The sequence below is a fragment of the Streptacidiphilus sp. EB129 genome (genome assembly GCF_041262645.1).
Taxonomy (GTDB): Bacteria; Actinomycetota; Actinomycetes; order Streptomycetales; family Streptomycetaceae; genus Streptacidiphilus.
This window is the reverse complement of record NZ_JBGCCS010000022.1, coordinates 25310-37791: the sequence shown is the minus strand read 5'-3', so window position 1 is coordinate 37791 and position 12482 is coordinate 25310. Positions and strand designations below refer to the sequence as shown.

Sequence of the window (12482 nt, the reverse complement as noted above, 5' to 3'; positions counted from 1 at the left end):
TCGCCGGCGGATGACGGCACCGGCGGGCGCCGGCAGCTGCGGCGGGGGACCGTCGGCGGCCGGGCGGCCGGTGGGGGGTCACCAGCGCATCGGCGGGGGCGGTGCGGAGAGCCGGTCGACCACCTGGGCCAGCCGTCCGCGCAGCCCGGTGCGGACCGGGGCCGCGGTCACGGACTCCCCGGCCGCCGCGCTGACCAGGTGCTGGACCACGTCGAAGGTCAGCGTCGGGTCCCCCGCCGGCACGGTCAGCGCCTCGTGGGCGAGCCCGCGCAGCTCCCGGTCGTCGCTCTCCAGCGCCAGCACCGTCGCGCCGGTCCGCCGCGCGTCCTGCACCCGCTCCAGCAGCCGCTCGTCGGTGGGCTCGGGGGCGACGACGAAGACCGTCTCACCGCGCCGGGTGCGCTCCAGCCGCCGCAGCGGCACTGCGAGGTGCGGCGGCGAGCCCGGCGGGACACTGTGCCGGACCAGGGTGGGGGACAGCTGCGGGAGTCCGCACCACGCGGCCTCGTCGTCCAGGTGCGCGGCCAGGTGCCACGGCTCCCGGCGTTCGGTGCCGACCAGCAGCAGCCCGCCCGGGGCCGCCGAGCGGCGGGTGACCGCGCCGCGCAGCGCGACCGCGAAGCCCTGGGTGCGCGCCAGCCATGGTGTCCCGTCGAGCAGTTCTCGCAGCACTGTGACCCTGACCGCATCCATGCCCTCCATGCTCCCGCAGGCGGGGGCCGCGATGGGAGGATTCGTGAATGAGTACATCTGAAGCGGCCTCAGCTCCCGCCCGCAGCCCGTTCGACCTGCCCGACGTCTCCGGCCTGGTGGTCGGCGTCCTCGGCGGCACCGGCCCGCAGGGGCGCGGCCTCGCCTACCGACTGGCCAGGGCGGGCCAGCAGGTGGTGATCGGCTCGCGCAGCGCCGAGCGGGCCCAGGAGAAGGCCGAGGAGCTGGGCCTCGGCGTGCGCGGGGCGGACAACGCCACCACCGCGGCGGAGAGCGACATCGTGATCGTGGCGGTGCCCTGGGAGGGGCACGCGGAACTGCTGGAGTCACTGCGCGAGCAGCTCGCCGGGAAGATCGTGGTGGACTGCGTCAACCCGCTGGGCTTCGACAAGCAGGGCGCCTACGCGCTGAAGCCGGCCGAGGGCAGCGCCGCGCAGCAGGCCGCCGCGCTGCTGCCGGACTCCCGGGTCACCGCCGCGTTCCACCACCTCTCGGCGGTGCTGCTGCTGGACCCCAGCGTCGAGGAGGTGGACATCGACGTGCTGGTGCTGGGCGAGGAGCGGGCCGCGACGGACGCCGTGCAGGCGCTGGCGAACCGGGTCCCCGGAATGCGGGGCGTGTTCGCGGGGCGGCTGCGCAACGCGCACCAGGTGGAGTCGCTGGTCGCCAACCTGATCTCGGTGAACCGCCGCTACAAGGCGCACGCGGGTCTGCGGATCACCGACGTCTGACGCCTGCCTGCCGAGGTGACGCCTCACGCCTGACCGCTGACGCCTGACCGCTGACGCCTGACCGCTGACGCCTGACCGCTGACCCCTGGAGCGGAGCCGGGCCGGACGTCGGACACAATGGTCCGGGTCCGGCCCGTTTCTCTTCTGGAGTGCTCGATGCCCCGTTTCGCCCTGCTCGCCTTCGTCCTCGCCGTGCTGGCGCTGGCCGCCGCCGTGGTGTCGGTGCTCGCGGGCTTCTGGATCGGCCTGGCCTGGGTGCTGCTGGCCGGCATCTCCAGCAACGTGGGCTGGGTGCAGTGGCGCCGCGCCCGCGTCCGCTAGCGGGAGGCCGGCGGCAGCTCAGCTCCCGAAGATGCTGCCCAGGTGCAGGTTGAAGAAGTGGAACAGCCCGCTGCCGGTGCCCGCGAGCTCCCAGGAGTAGCCGAAGGGCGCGAGGACGCTGTGGATCACGGTGTTGAAGAACCAGTCGTTGACGGTCGGGTTCCACAGCAGCAGGAAGACGATCATCATCCCGTACGGGGCGAGGTTGCCGAACGCGCGCCGGTTGGCGTAGGAGAGCCAGGGCTCGATGATGCCGTAGCCGTCCAGCCCGGGCATCGGCACCAGGTTCAGGATCCCCGCCATGATCTGCAGCATCGCCAGGTAGCCGATGGCCGAGAAGAAGTTCAGATGGCCGATCGCGGACGGTAGCGAGACCGTGCTCAGCCCGATCAGCAGCACCAGTCCGAAGAGCAGGTTCACCGCCGGTCCCGCCGCCGAGATCAGGCTGTGCTTCCACTTCCCCTGGATCCGGCCGCGCTCGATGAACACCGCGCCACCGGGCAGTGCGATGCCGCCGAGGATGATGAAGACCAGCGGCATGATGAAGCTGTAGACCGGATGCGTGTACTTCAGCGGGTTCAGGGTCAGGTAGCCCTTGGTCCCCACCGAGATGTCACCGCCCTGCAGCGCCGTGCGGGCGTGCGCGTACTCGTGGAGGCAGAGCGAGATCAGCCAGCCCGCGACGACGAACAGGAACACGCCGACCCGGGCGTTGCCCTGGTCGGCCCAGAGCGACCAGCCGGACGCGGCCAGGACGGCGAGGAGGACCCAGAAGATCACGCTGATCTTCCGTTCCGCGTGGGCGTGTGCGTCGTGGTACGTCATGGGTACGGGGCTCCGAACGGCTGGGGGAGTGCCGATCATGTCGCCCGCCACTCCCCACGACAAGCGACACCGGGTGAACGCCAGGCAGCGCGGGCGCGTTCCAGGGCGCGCGTCGCGGTGCCGCTGCCGACCGTACCGGCAGAGCGCAGCCGATCGTACTGTCAGACCCCGCTCGGCTCTCCCTCGGAGGTCCGGCGCAGCTGCAGGGTGACGAAGCCGAAGATGTCGCGGTAGCCGCGCAGCCACTCCTCGCGGTGGATCGTCGCGGCCTTCAGCAGCTCCGCGCCGTCCGGGTCCTCGGGGTGGTCCAGTGCCCGGCGCGAGAGCGTCCCGGTCCAGCACCACTCGTAGTCGTCCAGCTCGTGGGCGGTGCTGGTGTGCCCGTACACCGGCGTCCAGCCGGCCTCGACCACCTGCTCCACGGTGGTCGCCAGGTCGTGGTACGGGTCCTCCCCGCCGCCGAAGATCTCCACCGCGGCCGGCGTGGGCTCGCGCTGCCAGTAGCCCTCGCCGACCAGTACCGACCCGCCGGGGGCGAGATGGTGGCTGACGGACTCCAGCGTCGGCAGCAGCCCGCCGAAGGCATGGGTCGCTCCGACGCACAGCACCAGGTCGTAGCGGTGCCCGGAGTCGAAGTCGTTGGCGTCCCCGGCGTGCAGGGTGATCTGTCCGGCCGGCCCCGACCCGGCGAGCTCCGCGCTCGCCCGCTCGATGGTCGTGACGTCGAGGTCGACCCCGTCCGCCGAGAGCCCCGGCCGTCCCTCGACCGCCCGTACCAGCCACTCGCCCCGCGCGCAGCCGAGGTCGAGCACCCGCTCGTCCCCGCGCGGCAGCGCGCGGTCCAGCAGCCGCCGCACCGACTCGTCGGTCAGCGGGGCGGCGATGGGGTGGTCCAGGTGGGCGATGGAACTGATCTTCTGTCGGTTCATCCGCGCACCCTCCCATCCGGCGCTCCGCACCGCACCCGAGTTTTGCCCGCCCGCGCGCCCCCGCCCGCGCGCCCCCGCCCGCGGCGCCGCCCGGGCGGGGGCGCGGGGAGACCTCCCCACGCCCCCACAGGGTGGTCAGTGGAAGCTGTGCTCCTCGGCGGGGAAGCTGCCGCCGATCACGTCACTGGCGAAGGCGCGGGCCGCCTCGCCCAGGACGCCGCGCAGGTCGGCGTACTGCTTGACGAACTTCGGGACGTGCCCGTCGGTCATCCCGGCCATGTCCGTCCAGACCAGGACCTGGGCGTCGCAGCCGGCACCGGCGCCGATCCCCACGGTGGGGATGTGCACCGAGGCGGTCACCTGCTGGGCCAGCTCGGCCGGGACGGCCTCCAGGACCACGGCGAAGGCGCCGGCCGCCTGCGCGGTCTTGGCGTCACGCAGCAGCTGGTGGGCCGCCTCGTCGCCGCGGCCCTGGACCGGGTAGCCGCCGAAGGCGTGCACGGACTGCGGGGTGAGGCCTAGGTGGGCCATCACCGGGACACCGGCCTGGACCAGCAGCTCGGTCGCGGGCGCCGAGCGCTCGCCGCCCTCCAGCTTGACCGCCCCGACCCCGGCCTCCTTCATCAGTCGCGCGGCGTTGTGCAGGGCCTGCGCGGGGGACTCCTGGTAGGAGCCGAAGGGGAGGTCGGCGACGATCATCGCGCGCTTGGTGCCGCGCACCACCGCGGCGGAGAGCATCACCATCTGGTCCATCGTCACCGGCACGGTGGTCTCGTAGCCGAGGTGACAGTTCCCGGCCGAGTCGCCGACGAGCAGCACCGGGATCCCGGCGTCGTCGAAGACGCTCGCGGTCGGCGCGTCGTAGGCGGTGAGCATGGGCCAGCGCTCGCCGCGCTGCTTGGCCGCGGCGAGGTCGCGGACGGTGACACGGCGGGAGGTGACACCGCCGTAGAGCGACTTCGGCGCGGGGCCGGCCGGCAGCGGACTCGTCGGGCGGTCGGCCGACTCTGGGGCAGGCGGAAGCGAACCGTTCTGCATGACTGTCTCCTGTGTGGGTCGTCTCGTGGCGCCGCAGGGGCGTCCCCGGATTCCCCTCCATGCTGACATGTCGTCGGCTGCGCGCAAAGGGCCGGGACCGGGGCGACCGTTATCGAATCTTTCCGATACGAGACGGTGCCGTATCGGAAAGAGGTCTAGGGTGGTCGTCATGACCACCACTGCCCCCGTCGCCACCCGGCGGGTCCCCGACGCGATACACCGGCGCCGCTGGGCGATCCTCACCGTGCTGCTGTTCAGCCTGCTCGTCGTCGTGCTCGACAGCTCGATACTCAACGTCGCGATGAAGACCATCGCCACGCCCGCCCCGGTGGGGATCGGGGCGACACAGAGCCAGCTGGAGTGGGCGATCAACTCCTACACCCTGGTCTTCGCCGGCCTGCTGTTCACCGCGGGCCTGCTCGGCGACCGGCTGGGACGCAAGAAGACGCTGCTCTTCGGCATGGTGGTGTTCGGCGCCGGGTCGCTGCTCTGCTCGATGGCGACTCGCCGGCCGAGCTCATCGGCTATCGCGCCGCGATGGGCGTCGGCGGCGCCTTCGTGCTGCCGGCCACGCTGGCGATCATCATGAACGTCTTCGAGCGCGAGGAGCAGCCCAGGGCCATCGGCATCTGGTCCGGAGCGGTCGGCCTGGCCATCGCCATCGGCCCGATCGCCGGCGGACTGCTGCTGGCGCACTTCTGGTGGGGCTCGGTGTTCCTGGTCAACGTCCCCATCGTGGTGGCGGCGGTGGTCGGGATGGTCTGGCTGGTGCCCGACTCCCGGGACCCCAACCCGGGCCGGCTGGACCCGATCGGCGTGCTGCTCTCCGTGGTCGGCCTGGTCTCGCTGATCTACGGCATCATCAAGGGCGGCCAGGTCGCCGACTTCACCGTCACCCAGTCCTGGGCGCCGATCCTGGCGGGCCTGCTGGTGCTGGCCGGATTCGTGCTCTACCAGCTGCGCAGCCGGCATCCGGTGCTGGACATCGGCTGGTTCCGGAACCGGCACTTCTCGGCCTCGGTCGTGTCCATCGGGCTGACCTTCTTCGCACTGATGGGGGTCACCTTCGTCAGCGTGTTCTACCTGCAGAGCGTGCGCGGCTACTCGCCGCTGCAGGCCGGTCTGCTGCTGCTCCCGCTGGCCGTCGCGCAGCTGCTGGTCTCGCCCCGGGCCCGGCACGTGGTCACCCGCTTCGGGGTGAAGGCGACCTGCGCCGCCGGACTGCTGATGATCGCCGCGACCTTCGCCGGCTTCCTGCTGCTCGGACGCGCCACCGGGATCTGGGTGCTGGAGGTGCTGGCCTTCGTCCAGGGCGCCGGCATGGCCCTGGTGATGCCCCCGGCGACGGTCACCATCATGTCCAGCCTGCCGCGCGAGAAGGCCGGTTCGGGGTCGGCGGTGAACAACACCTTCCGCCAGGTCGGCGGCTCGCTCGGGGTCGCCATCCTGGGCGCGCTGCTCTCCACCACCTACCGCAGCGGCATCAAGGACCGGCTGAACGCGCTGCCCGCGCCGTACCGGACCCCGGCGGGCGAGTCGATCGAGGGCACCCTGGGCGTGGTCGACAGGATCGGTCAGCGTGCGGCCGGCCTGGTCGACCCGGCCAAGGACGCCTTCATCCACGCCATGCACGTCACCGCGCTGGCCGCGTCCGGCGTGGCGGTGCTGGGCGCGGTCGTGGCACTGAGTTTCCTGCCCGGCAGGCCCCGCGCCACCGAGGACGCGGCAGGCCCGACGGCGGAGCGGTGACGTGAGCACCATGAACGACGTGAGCACGGTGGACGAGGTGAGCACCGCGGGCGACGTGGGCGCGGTGGGCGGGGCGACCGCCGTGGAGGGCCCGTGCCGGGCCGCCGCCCGCCGCCGGGGGCGACCCCGGAGCGGGGCCGCCGAGCAGGCCATCGTCGACGCCGTGCTGGACCTGCTGGAGCAGGGCGGCACCCTGACCGGGCTGTCGATCGAGGGCATCGCCGCGCGGGCGGGCGTCGGCAAGGCCACCATCTATCGGCGCTGGTCCAACAAGGAGGAACTGCTGCTGGACGTGCTCCGGCGGACGGACGAGCCGGAGCCGGAGATCACTGCGGAGAGCGTCCGCGACTGCCTGGTCGAGGTGCTGGAGTACCTGCGGCGCGCGGCGCTGGCGCGGCGCTCGCACACCTCGCTGGGCGCGCTCTCCGCCGAGCTGCGGGCGCTGCCGGAGCTCTACCGGCACTACCACTCCCAGATCATCGAGCCGCGCCGGCTGCGGCTGCGGCAACTGCTGGAGCGCGGCGTCCAGCGCGGTGAGATCCGCGGGGACGTGGACCTCGACCTGCTGGGCGAGCTGATCGTCGGCCCGATGCTGTCCCGGACGCTGCTCCAGCCCGAGCCGCGACTGGACGACCCGACACTCTCGGCGACCATCGTGGACACCGTCCTCCAGGGCATCGCCGCGCCCGCCGCCGTCCCCGGAAGGGTCGCCGCGACCACGACGCTGCCTGTTTCCGCATGTGGGGAAGAAGGGCATTTGCCGCAAGCCGGAACCTGAACCACCCATGTCCGCGTCTTCGCACCCATACGCTGGCAACAGCGATGATCACCACAGGTGATGGTTGCAGGACGAGGCACGAAGGACGGACATGGCACAGGTGACGCAGTCGGAGCAGGCGAGCACGGGTCCCCGGCGGTCCCGCGTCCCCGGCGTCGGCGGCTGGGGACGGGACCGTCGGGGCCGGTCCACCTGGCGGCGCGGCTGGATCCCGGCCCTGCTGGCGCTGGCGGTGGCCGGCCTGCTGGCCTTCCACCGCGAGGTTCCGGACAGCATCGGCAACCTCGGCAGCCTGATGGAGACCTTCCTGCCCTGGCTCGGCCTGGCCGTCCCGGTGCTGCTGGTGCTCGGTCTGGTGCGGCGTTCCGCCACGGCGCTGATCGCGGTGCTGCTGCCGACCGCGATCTGGGTCGCGCTGTTCGGCTCGCTGCTCGGTGACAAGAGCGGCGGCGCCTACGACTTCACCGTGGTCCAGCACAACGTGTGGGCCTACAACACCGACATCCCCGGCACCGTGCGCACCCTGGAGGCCGCCGCGCCGGACGTGATCGCCCTGGAGGAGCTGTCCGGCGGCGAGATGCCGGAGTTCGAACAGCGGCTGGCCGGGCAGTACCCGTACCACGCGATCGAGGGCACGGTCGGGCTCTGGTCCAGGTACCCGCTGAGTGACACCCGGGTGGTGGACATCAGGATCGGCTGGACCCGCGCGCTGCGGACCACGGTCGCCACGCCGCAGGGTTCAGTGGCGGTCTATGTCGCCCATATGCCCTCCGTTCGGGTGAACTTCGACAACGGGTTCACCGCGAACCAGCGGAACCAGAGCGCGCAGGCGCTCGGGAACGCGCTCGAGGCTGAGCCGCTGTCCAGGGTGGTGCTGCTGGGCGACCTCAACGGCACCATGAACGACCGCAGCCTGGCCCCGGTCACCGCGCAGATGCGGTCGGCGCAGGGGTCGGCCGGGGCGGGCTTCGGCTTCAGCTACCCGGCCGAGTTCCCGATGGCCCGGATCGACCAGATCATGACCCGGGGCGTGACACCCACCGACGCCTGGACGCTGCCGACCACGGGCAGCGACCACCTCCCGATCGCCGCCCACATCCAGCTCTGACCACCCGGGTCAGGCCTCGCGCCAGCGGTTGGTGATCGGCTGGCGCCGGTCGCGGCCGAAGTTCTTGGACGAGATCTTCGTGCCCGGCGGGTACTGCCGCCGCTTGTACTCGGCGGTGTCCACCAGCCGGATCACCCGGTCGACCACCGCGGCGTCGTAGCCCTGGGCCAGGATCTCGGCCCGGCCCAGATCCCGTTCGACGTAGGCGGTGAGCACCGCGTCGAGCAGGTCGTAGTCCGGCAGCGAGTCGCTGTCGACCTGGCCGGGGCGCAGCTCGGCGCTCGGCGGTTTGCTGATGGTGTTCTCCGGGATCGGCGGCGTCTCGCCGCGCTCGACCGCGGACTGGTTGCGCCAGCGCGCCAGCCGGAAGATCAGCGACTTGTAGACGTCCTTGATCGGCCCGTAGGCGCCGACCGAGTCGCCGTAGAGGGTGGAGTAGCCCACGGCCAGCTCGCTCTTGTTGCCCGGGGCGAGCACCAGGTGGTTCTCCTGGTTGGAGATCGCCATCAGCAGCGTGCCGCGCAGCCGGGACTGGAGGTTCTCCTCGGCCAGACCGGTCAGTCCCAGCTCGCCCATGTAGGCGTCGAACATCGGCGCGATCGAAACGGTCCGGAAGTGCAGCCCGGTCCTGCGGGCCAGTTCGGCCGCGTCGTCGCGGGAGTGCTGCGAGGAGTAGGCACTGGGCATGGAGACGCAGTAGACGTTCTCCGCGCCGACGGCGTCCACCGCCAGTGCGGCGACCAGCGCCGAGTCGATGCCGCCGGACAGCCCGATCAGCACCGACTTGAAGCCGTTCTTCCGGACGTACGCGCGCAGGCCGGTGACCAGCGCGCCGTAGATCTCCTCCTCCTCGCCCAGTCGCGGCGCCTGAGTCGGCGTCACCCGGTCGGCCGAGTCGGTGCCATCGAGGACGTCCTCGCCGAGCAGGGTGTGCAGGATCTCCAGGCCGTCGGCGACGAACCGGCTGCCCTGCGGGGCCGGGACCGCGCCCTGCGGCAGCTCCAGGTCCAGCAGCAGGCAGGACTCCTCGAACTGCGGCGCCTGCGCCAGCAGCTCGCCGGTGCCGTCGACGACCAGCGAAGCGCCGTCGAAGACCAGCTCGTCCTGGCCGCCGACCTGGTTCACGTAGGCGAGGGTGCAGCCCGCCTCGGCGGCGCGGCGGCGCACCATCTCCAGCCGCTCGTCGCCCTTCTTCGCCTCGTACGGGGAGGCGTTGACCACCAGCAGCAGTCCGGCGCCGGCCTGCCGGGCGGCCTGCACCCGGCCGCCGTCCTGCCAGATGTCCTCGCAGATGGCGAGCGCGACGTCGACGCCGTGCAGCCGGACCACGGGGAGGGTGTCGCCGGGCACGAAGTAGCGGAACTCGTCGAACACGCCGTAGTTGGGGAGGTGGTGCTTGGCCAGCCGGGCGACCACCTTGCCGCCGTGCAGCAGCGCGGCGCAGTTCTGCGGCGAGCCGACCGGCAGGCCCAGCCGCGGCGAGGAGGTGGTGGACCGGCCGAGGTAGCCGACGACCACGGCGGCGTCGCCCAGGCCCTCCGCCTGCAGCCGCTCGGCCAGCGCGACCAGCGCGGCGCGCGAGGCGTCCACGAACGAGGGGCGGAGTGCGAGGTCCTCGACCGGGTAGCCGGTGAGTGTCATCTCGGGGAAGGCGACCAGGTGGGCGCCCTGCTCGACGGCGTGACGGGTCCACCGGACGATCAGGTCGCCGTTCCCGGCGATGTCGCCGACGGTGGTGTCGATCTGGTTCAGCGCGAGGCGTAGAGAAGGCACGGGCCCAGCGTAATCGTCTATCCGACGTTATGTGCGGTCAGGGGTACGGCCGCGGGGCGGGACTTGCGGCACCCGGGCCGTCCGGGGGCCGGCGGTGCGCAGAAACCGCTGGTCGGGCCCCACTCCCGGTCAGCTCTGCGCCCGGCTCGAATCTGCGATGATACGACTCAGCGGACACGTGGGTGCGCGGAGCGCCGCCCCGGCCGTTCCCACGTAACGCATTCGTAAAGAGCAGAGGTGAGACTGTCGCCATGGGTAAGCAGCAGGAGTTTGTTCTCCGCACACTCGAAGAGCGCGACATCCGGTTCGTCCGGCTGTGGTTCACGGATGTCCTCGGCTTTCTGAAGTCCGTCGCCGTCGCCCCCGCCGAGCTCGACCAGGCGTTCGAGGAGGGCATCGGCTTCGACGGGTCCGCCATCGAGGGCTTCGCCCGGGTGTACGAATCGGACATGCTGGCGAAGCCGGACCCGGCGACGTTCCAGATACTGCCCTGGCGCTCCGAGGCCCCCGGTACGGCGCGGATGTTCTGCGACATCCTGATGCCGGACGGCTCGCCCTCGTACGCGGACCCGCGGTACGTGCTCAAGCGGACGCTGGAGAAGTGCGCCGCGCTCGGGTTCACCTTCTACACCCACCCCGAGATCGAGTTCTTCCTGCTCAACAACCTGCCGAGCGACGGCACCGTGCCGGTCCCCGCGGACCACTCCGGCTACTTCGACCACACCCCGCGCGGCGTCGGCCACGACTTCCGCCGACAGGCCATCACCATGCTGGAGTCGATGGGCATCTCGGTGGAGTTCAGCCACCACGAGGGCGCCCCCGGCCAGCAGGAGATCGACCTCCGCTACGCGGACGCGCTCTCCACCGCCGACAACATCATGACCTTCCGCTCGGTGATGAAGGAGGTCGCGCTGGAGCAGGGCGTGCACGCCAGCTTCATGCCCAAGCCCTTCTCCCAGCACCCGGGTTCGGGCATGCACACCCACCTCTCACTGTTCGAGGGCGACCGCAACGCCTTCCACGAGGCGGGTTCCGAGTACCAGCTCTCCAAGGTCGGCCGCTCCTTCATCGCCGGTCTGCTCCGGCACGCGGCGGAGACCGCGGCCATAACGAACCAGTGGGTCAACTCCTACAAGCGCATCTGGGGCGGCTCGCAGCGCTCCGCGGGCGCCGGCGGCGAGGCCCCCTCGTACATCTGCTGGGGCCACAACAACCGCTCCGCCCTGGTCCGGGTCCCGATGTACAAGCCCAGCAAGCAGGGCTCGACCCGGGTCGAGATCCGCTCCCTGGACACCGGCTGCAACCCCTACCTGGCCTACTCGGTCATCCTGGCGGCCGGCCTGAAGGGCATTCAGGAGGGCTACGAACTGCCCCCCGGCGCCGACGACGACGTCTGGGCGCTCAGCAGCATGGAGCGCCGCGCGATGGGCATCGAGCCCCTCCCGCAGAACCTCGGCGAGGCCATCGACCTGATGCAGAACAGCGAACTGGTCCAGGAGACCCTCGGCGAGCACGTCTTCGACTTCTTCCTGCGCAACAAGCGCCAGGAGTGGGAGGAGTACCGCTCCGAGGTCACCCCCTTCGAACTGAGGAAGAACCTCCCGGTGCTGTAGCCGCAGGTCAGAGCCCTGGGCTAGTAGAACGAACAGAGGCCAGCGGGATCGACCCGCTGGCCTCTGTCGTGCCCACTGCTTCTGGAGATACACATTTATTGTGTACATTGGAGATATGGAGACGATCCCGCTCGGAGAGTTGAACCACAACCCCGCCAAGATCACCGCGAAGGTGCGCCAGGGCGTCACCGTCATACTCACGGAGCACGGCAGGGAGGTCATCCGGATGACCCCGTCGACGCAGCCCGAGTCCACCCTGGGTCGGCTGGCGACGGAGGGGAAGGTCCGCCGCACGCCGCACCCCGGTGCCATGCCGGAACTGCTTGACGACCTGGCTGAACTGCCCTCGTTGTCCGATCAACTGATCGCTGACCGGGACAAAGAGCGCCGGGGGTGAGTCTCTACTACCTGGACTCCTGCGTCCTGCTCAAGCTCGTACAGCCGGAACCCCAAACCGCGGCCCTGCGTCAATGGCGTGGTGCCCTGCGCACTGACGTCTACCTGGTCACCTCGCAGCTTGCCGGGGTGGAGATCGCCCGGACCTTTCGCCGCGCTGGTATCGATCGGCAGCGCATCCCGTTCCTGGTTGCCAACGCGCTCAAGGGTGTCGATCAGATCGTGTTGGACGACGACGTGCTGACGCGAGCTGCGGCCTTCGAGGTGCGGAAGCTGGGGACGCTGGACGCGATCCACCTGGCGACGGCGCAACCGCTGGCTGCGGAGCTGGACGCCTTCCTGACCTATGACGGGGAGCTGACGACCGCCGCGACGGACATCGGGCTGACCCACCTCGCACCGGCTTGAAGCCGGCCACCGCAAGGTCCTTGCCAAGCCGGTGGGGACCCTGCGGGCTGCTGGATGAGTCCTGACGGGGCATCATTCGCACAGAGCACGTAGGCTCGGATC

At 71.2% G+C, this 12482-nt stretch carries 12 protein-coding genes and 1 pseudogene; 8 read left to right on the top strand and 5 right to left on the bottom strand.

The features are described 5' to 3' along the window. Nucleotides 1-78 precede the first annotated feature (78 nt). Nucleotides 79-693, bottom strand: coding sequence for a hypothetical protein (locus ABH925_RS24735; RefSeq protein WP_370151071.1), 615 nt, complete (start codon nucleotides 691-693; stop codon nucleotides 79-81). A gap of 47 nt (nucleotides 694-740) precedes the next feature. Between ABH925_RS24735 and npdG the strand changes: the two genes are divergently transcribed. Then, nucleotides 741-1442, top strand: coding sequence for an NADPH-dependent F420 reductase (gene npdG, locus ABH925_RS24730; RefSeq protein ID WP_370151070.1), 702 nt, complete (start codon nucleotides 741-743; stop codon nucleotides 1440-1442). Between the two features lie 156 nt (nucleotides 1443-1598). Beyond that, on the top strand, nucleotides 1599-1763 hold the full coding sequence (locus ABH925_RS24725; protein ID WP_370151069.1) for a hypothetical protein: 165 nt from the start codon (nucleotides 1599-1601) through the stop codon (nucleotides 1761-1763). 18 nt (nucleotides 1764-1781) lie between these two features. Here the strand turns inward: ABH925_RS24725 and ABH925_RS24720 are convergent, their stop codons facing one another. The 3 genes from ABH925_RS24720 to panB form a co-directional block, all read right to left on the bottom strand. Continuing rightward, nucleotides 1782-2588: a site-2 protease family protein gene (locus tag ABH925_RS24720; RefSeq protein ID WP_370151068.1), complete on the bottom strand. Its 807-nt coding sequence runs from the start codon at nucleotides 2586-2588 to the stop codon at nucleotides 1782-1784. 161 nt (nucleotides 2589-2749) lie between these two features. Then, complete coding sequence (locus tag ABH925_RS24715; RefSeq protein WP_370151067.1) at nucleotides 2750-3517, bottom strand: cyclopropane-fatty-acyl-phospholipid synthase family protein; 768 nt, start codon at nucleotides 3515-3517, stop codon at nucleotides 2750-2752. Between the two features lie 135 nt (nucleotides 3518-3652). After that, a complete protein-coding gene (panB, locus tag ABH925_RS24710; RefSeq protein WP_370151066.1) occupies nucleotides 3653-4555 on the bottom strand; it encodes a 3-methyl-2-oxobutanoate hydroxymethyltransferase in 903 nt (300 codons plus the stop codon). A gap of 169 nt (nucleotides 4556-4724) precedes the next feature. Between panB and ABH925_RS24705 the strand changes: the two are divergent. From ABH925_RS24705 to ABH925_RS24695, 3 genes and pseudogenes are all read left to right on the top strand, one after another. Beyond that, nucleotides 4725-6304 (top strand): annotated as a pseudogene (locus ABH925_RS24705) (MFS transporter). A 10-nt stretch (nucleotides 6305-6314) separates the two neighbouring features. Further along, nucleotides 6315-7082 carry a TetR/AcrR family transcriptional regulator gene (locus tag ABH925_RS24700; RefSeq protein WP_370151155.1) on the top strand — a complete coding sequence of 256 codons (768 nt, stop codon included), beginning with the start codon at nucleotides 6315-6317 and terminating at the stop codon, nucleotides 7080-7082. Nucleotides 7083-7173: 91 nt separating this feature from the next. Beyond that, nucleotides 7174-8190, top strand: a complete 1017-nt coding sequence (locus ABH925_RS24695; protein ID WP_370151065.1) for an endonuclease/exonuclease/phosphatase family protein — start codon at nucleotides 7174-7176, stop codon at nucleotides 8188-8190. 9 nt (nucleotides 8191-8199) lie between these two features. Here the strand turns inward: ABH925_RS24695 and ABH925_RS24690 are convergent, their stop codons facing one another. Next, entirely contained in the window at nucleotides 8200-9963 is a 1764-nt protein-coding gene (locus ABH925_RS24690) for an NAD+ synthase (protein WP_370151064.1), read from the bottom strand. A gap of 251 nt (nucleotides 9964-10214) precedes the next feature. Here ABH925_RS24690 and ABH925_RS24685 point away from each other — a divergent pair, with 251 nt between their 5' ends. From ABH925_RS24685 to ABH925_RS24675, 3 genes are all read left to right on the top strand, one after another. Continuing rightward, nucleotides 10215-11576 carry a glutamine synthetase family protein gene (locus ABH925_RS24685; RefSeq protein WP_370151063.1) on the top strand — a complete coding sequence of 454 codons (1362 nt, stop codon included), beginning with the start codon at nucleotides 10215-10217 and terminating at the stop codon, nucleotides 11574-11576. A 115-nt stretch (nucleotides 11577-11691) separates the two neighbouring features. Further along, entirely contained in the window at nucleotides 11692-11973 is a 282-nt protein-coding gene (locus tag ABH925_RS24680) for a type II toxin-antitoxin system Phd/YefM family antitoxin (RefSeq protein ID WP_370151062.1), read from the top strand. Further along, complete coding sequence (locus ABH925_RS24675; protein WP_370151061.1) at nucleotides 11970-12380, top strand: type II toxin-antitoxin system VapC family toxin; 411 nt, start codon at nucleotides 11970-11972, stop codon at nucleotides 12378-12380. Before ABH925_RS24680 ends, ABH925_RS24675 begins: the two co-directional genes overlap by 4 nt. Nucleotides 12381-12482 lie beyond the last annotated feature (102 nt).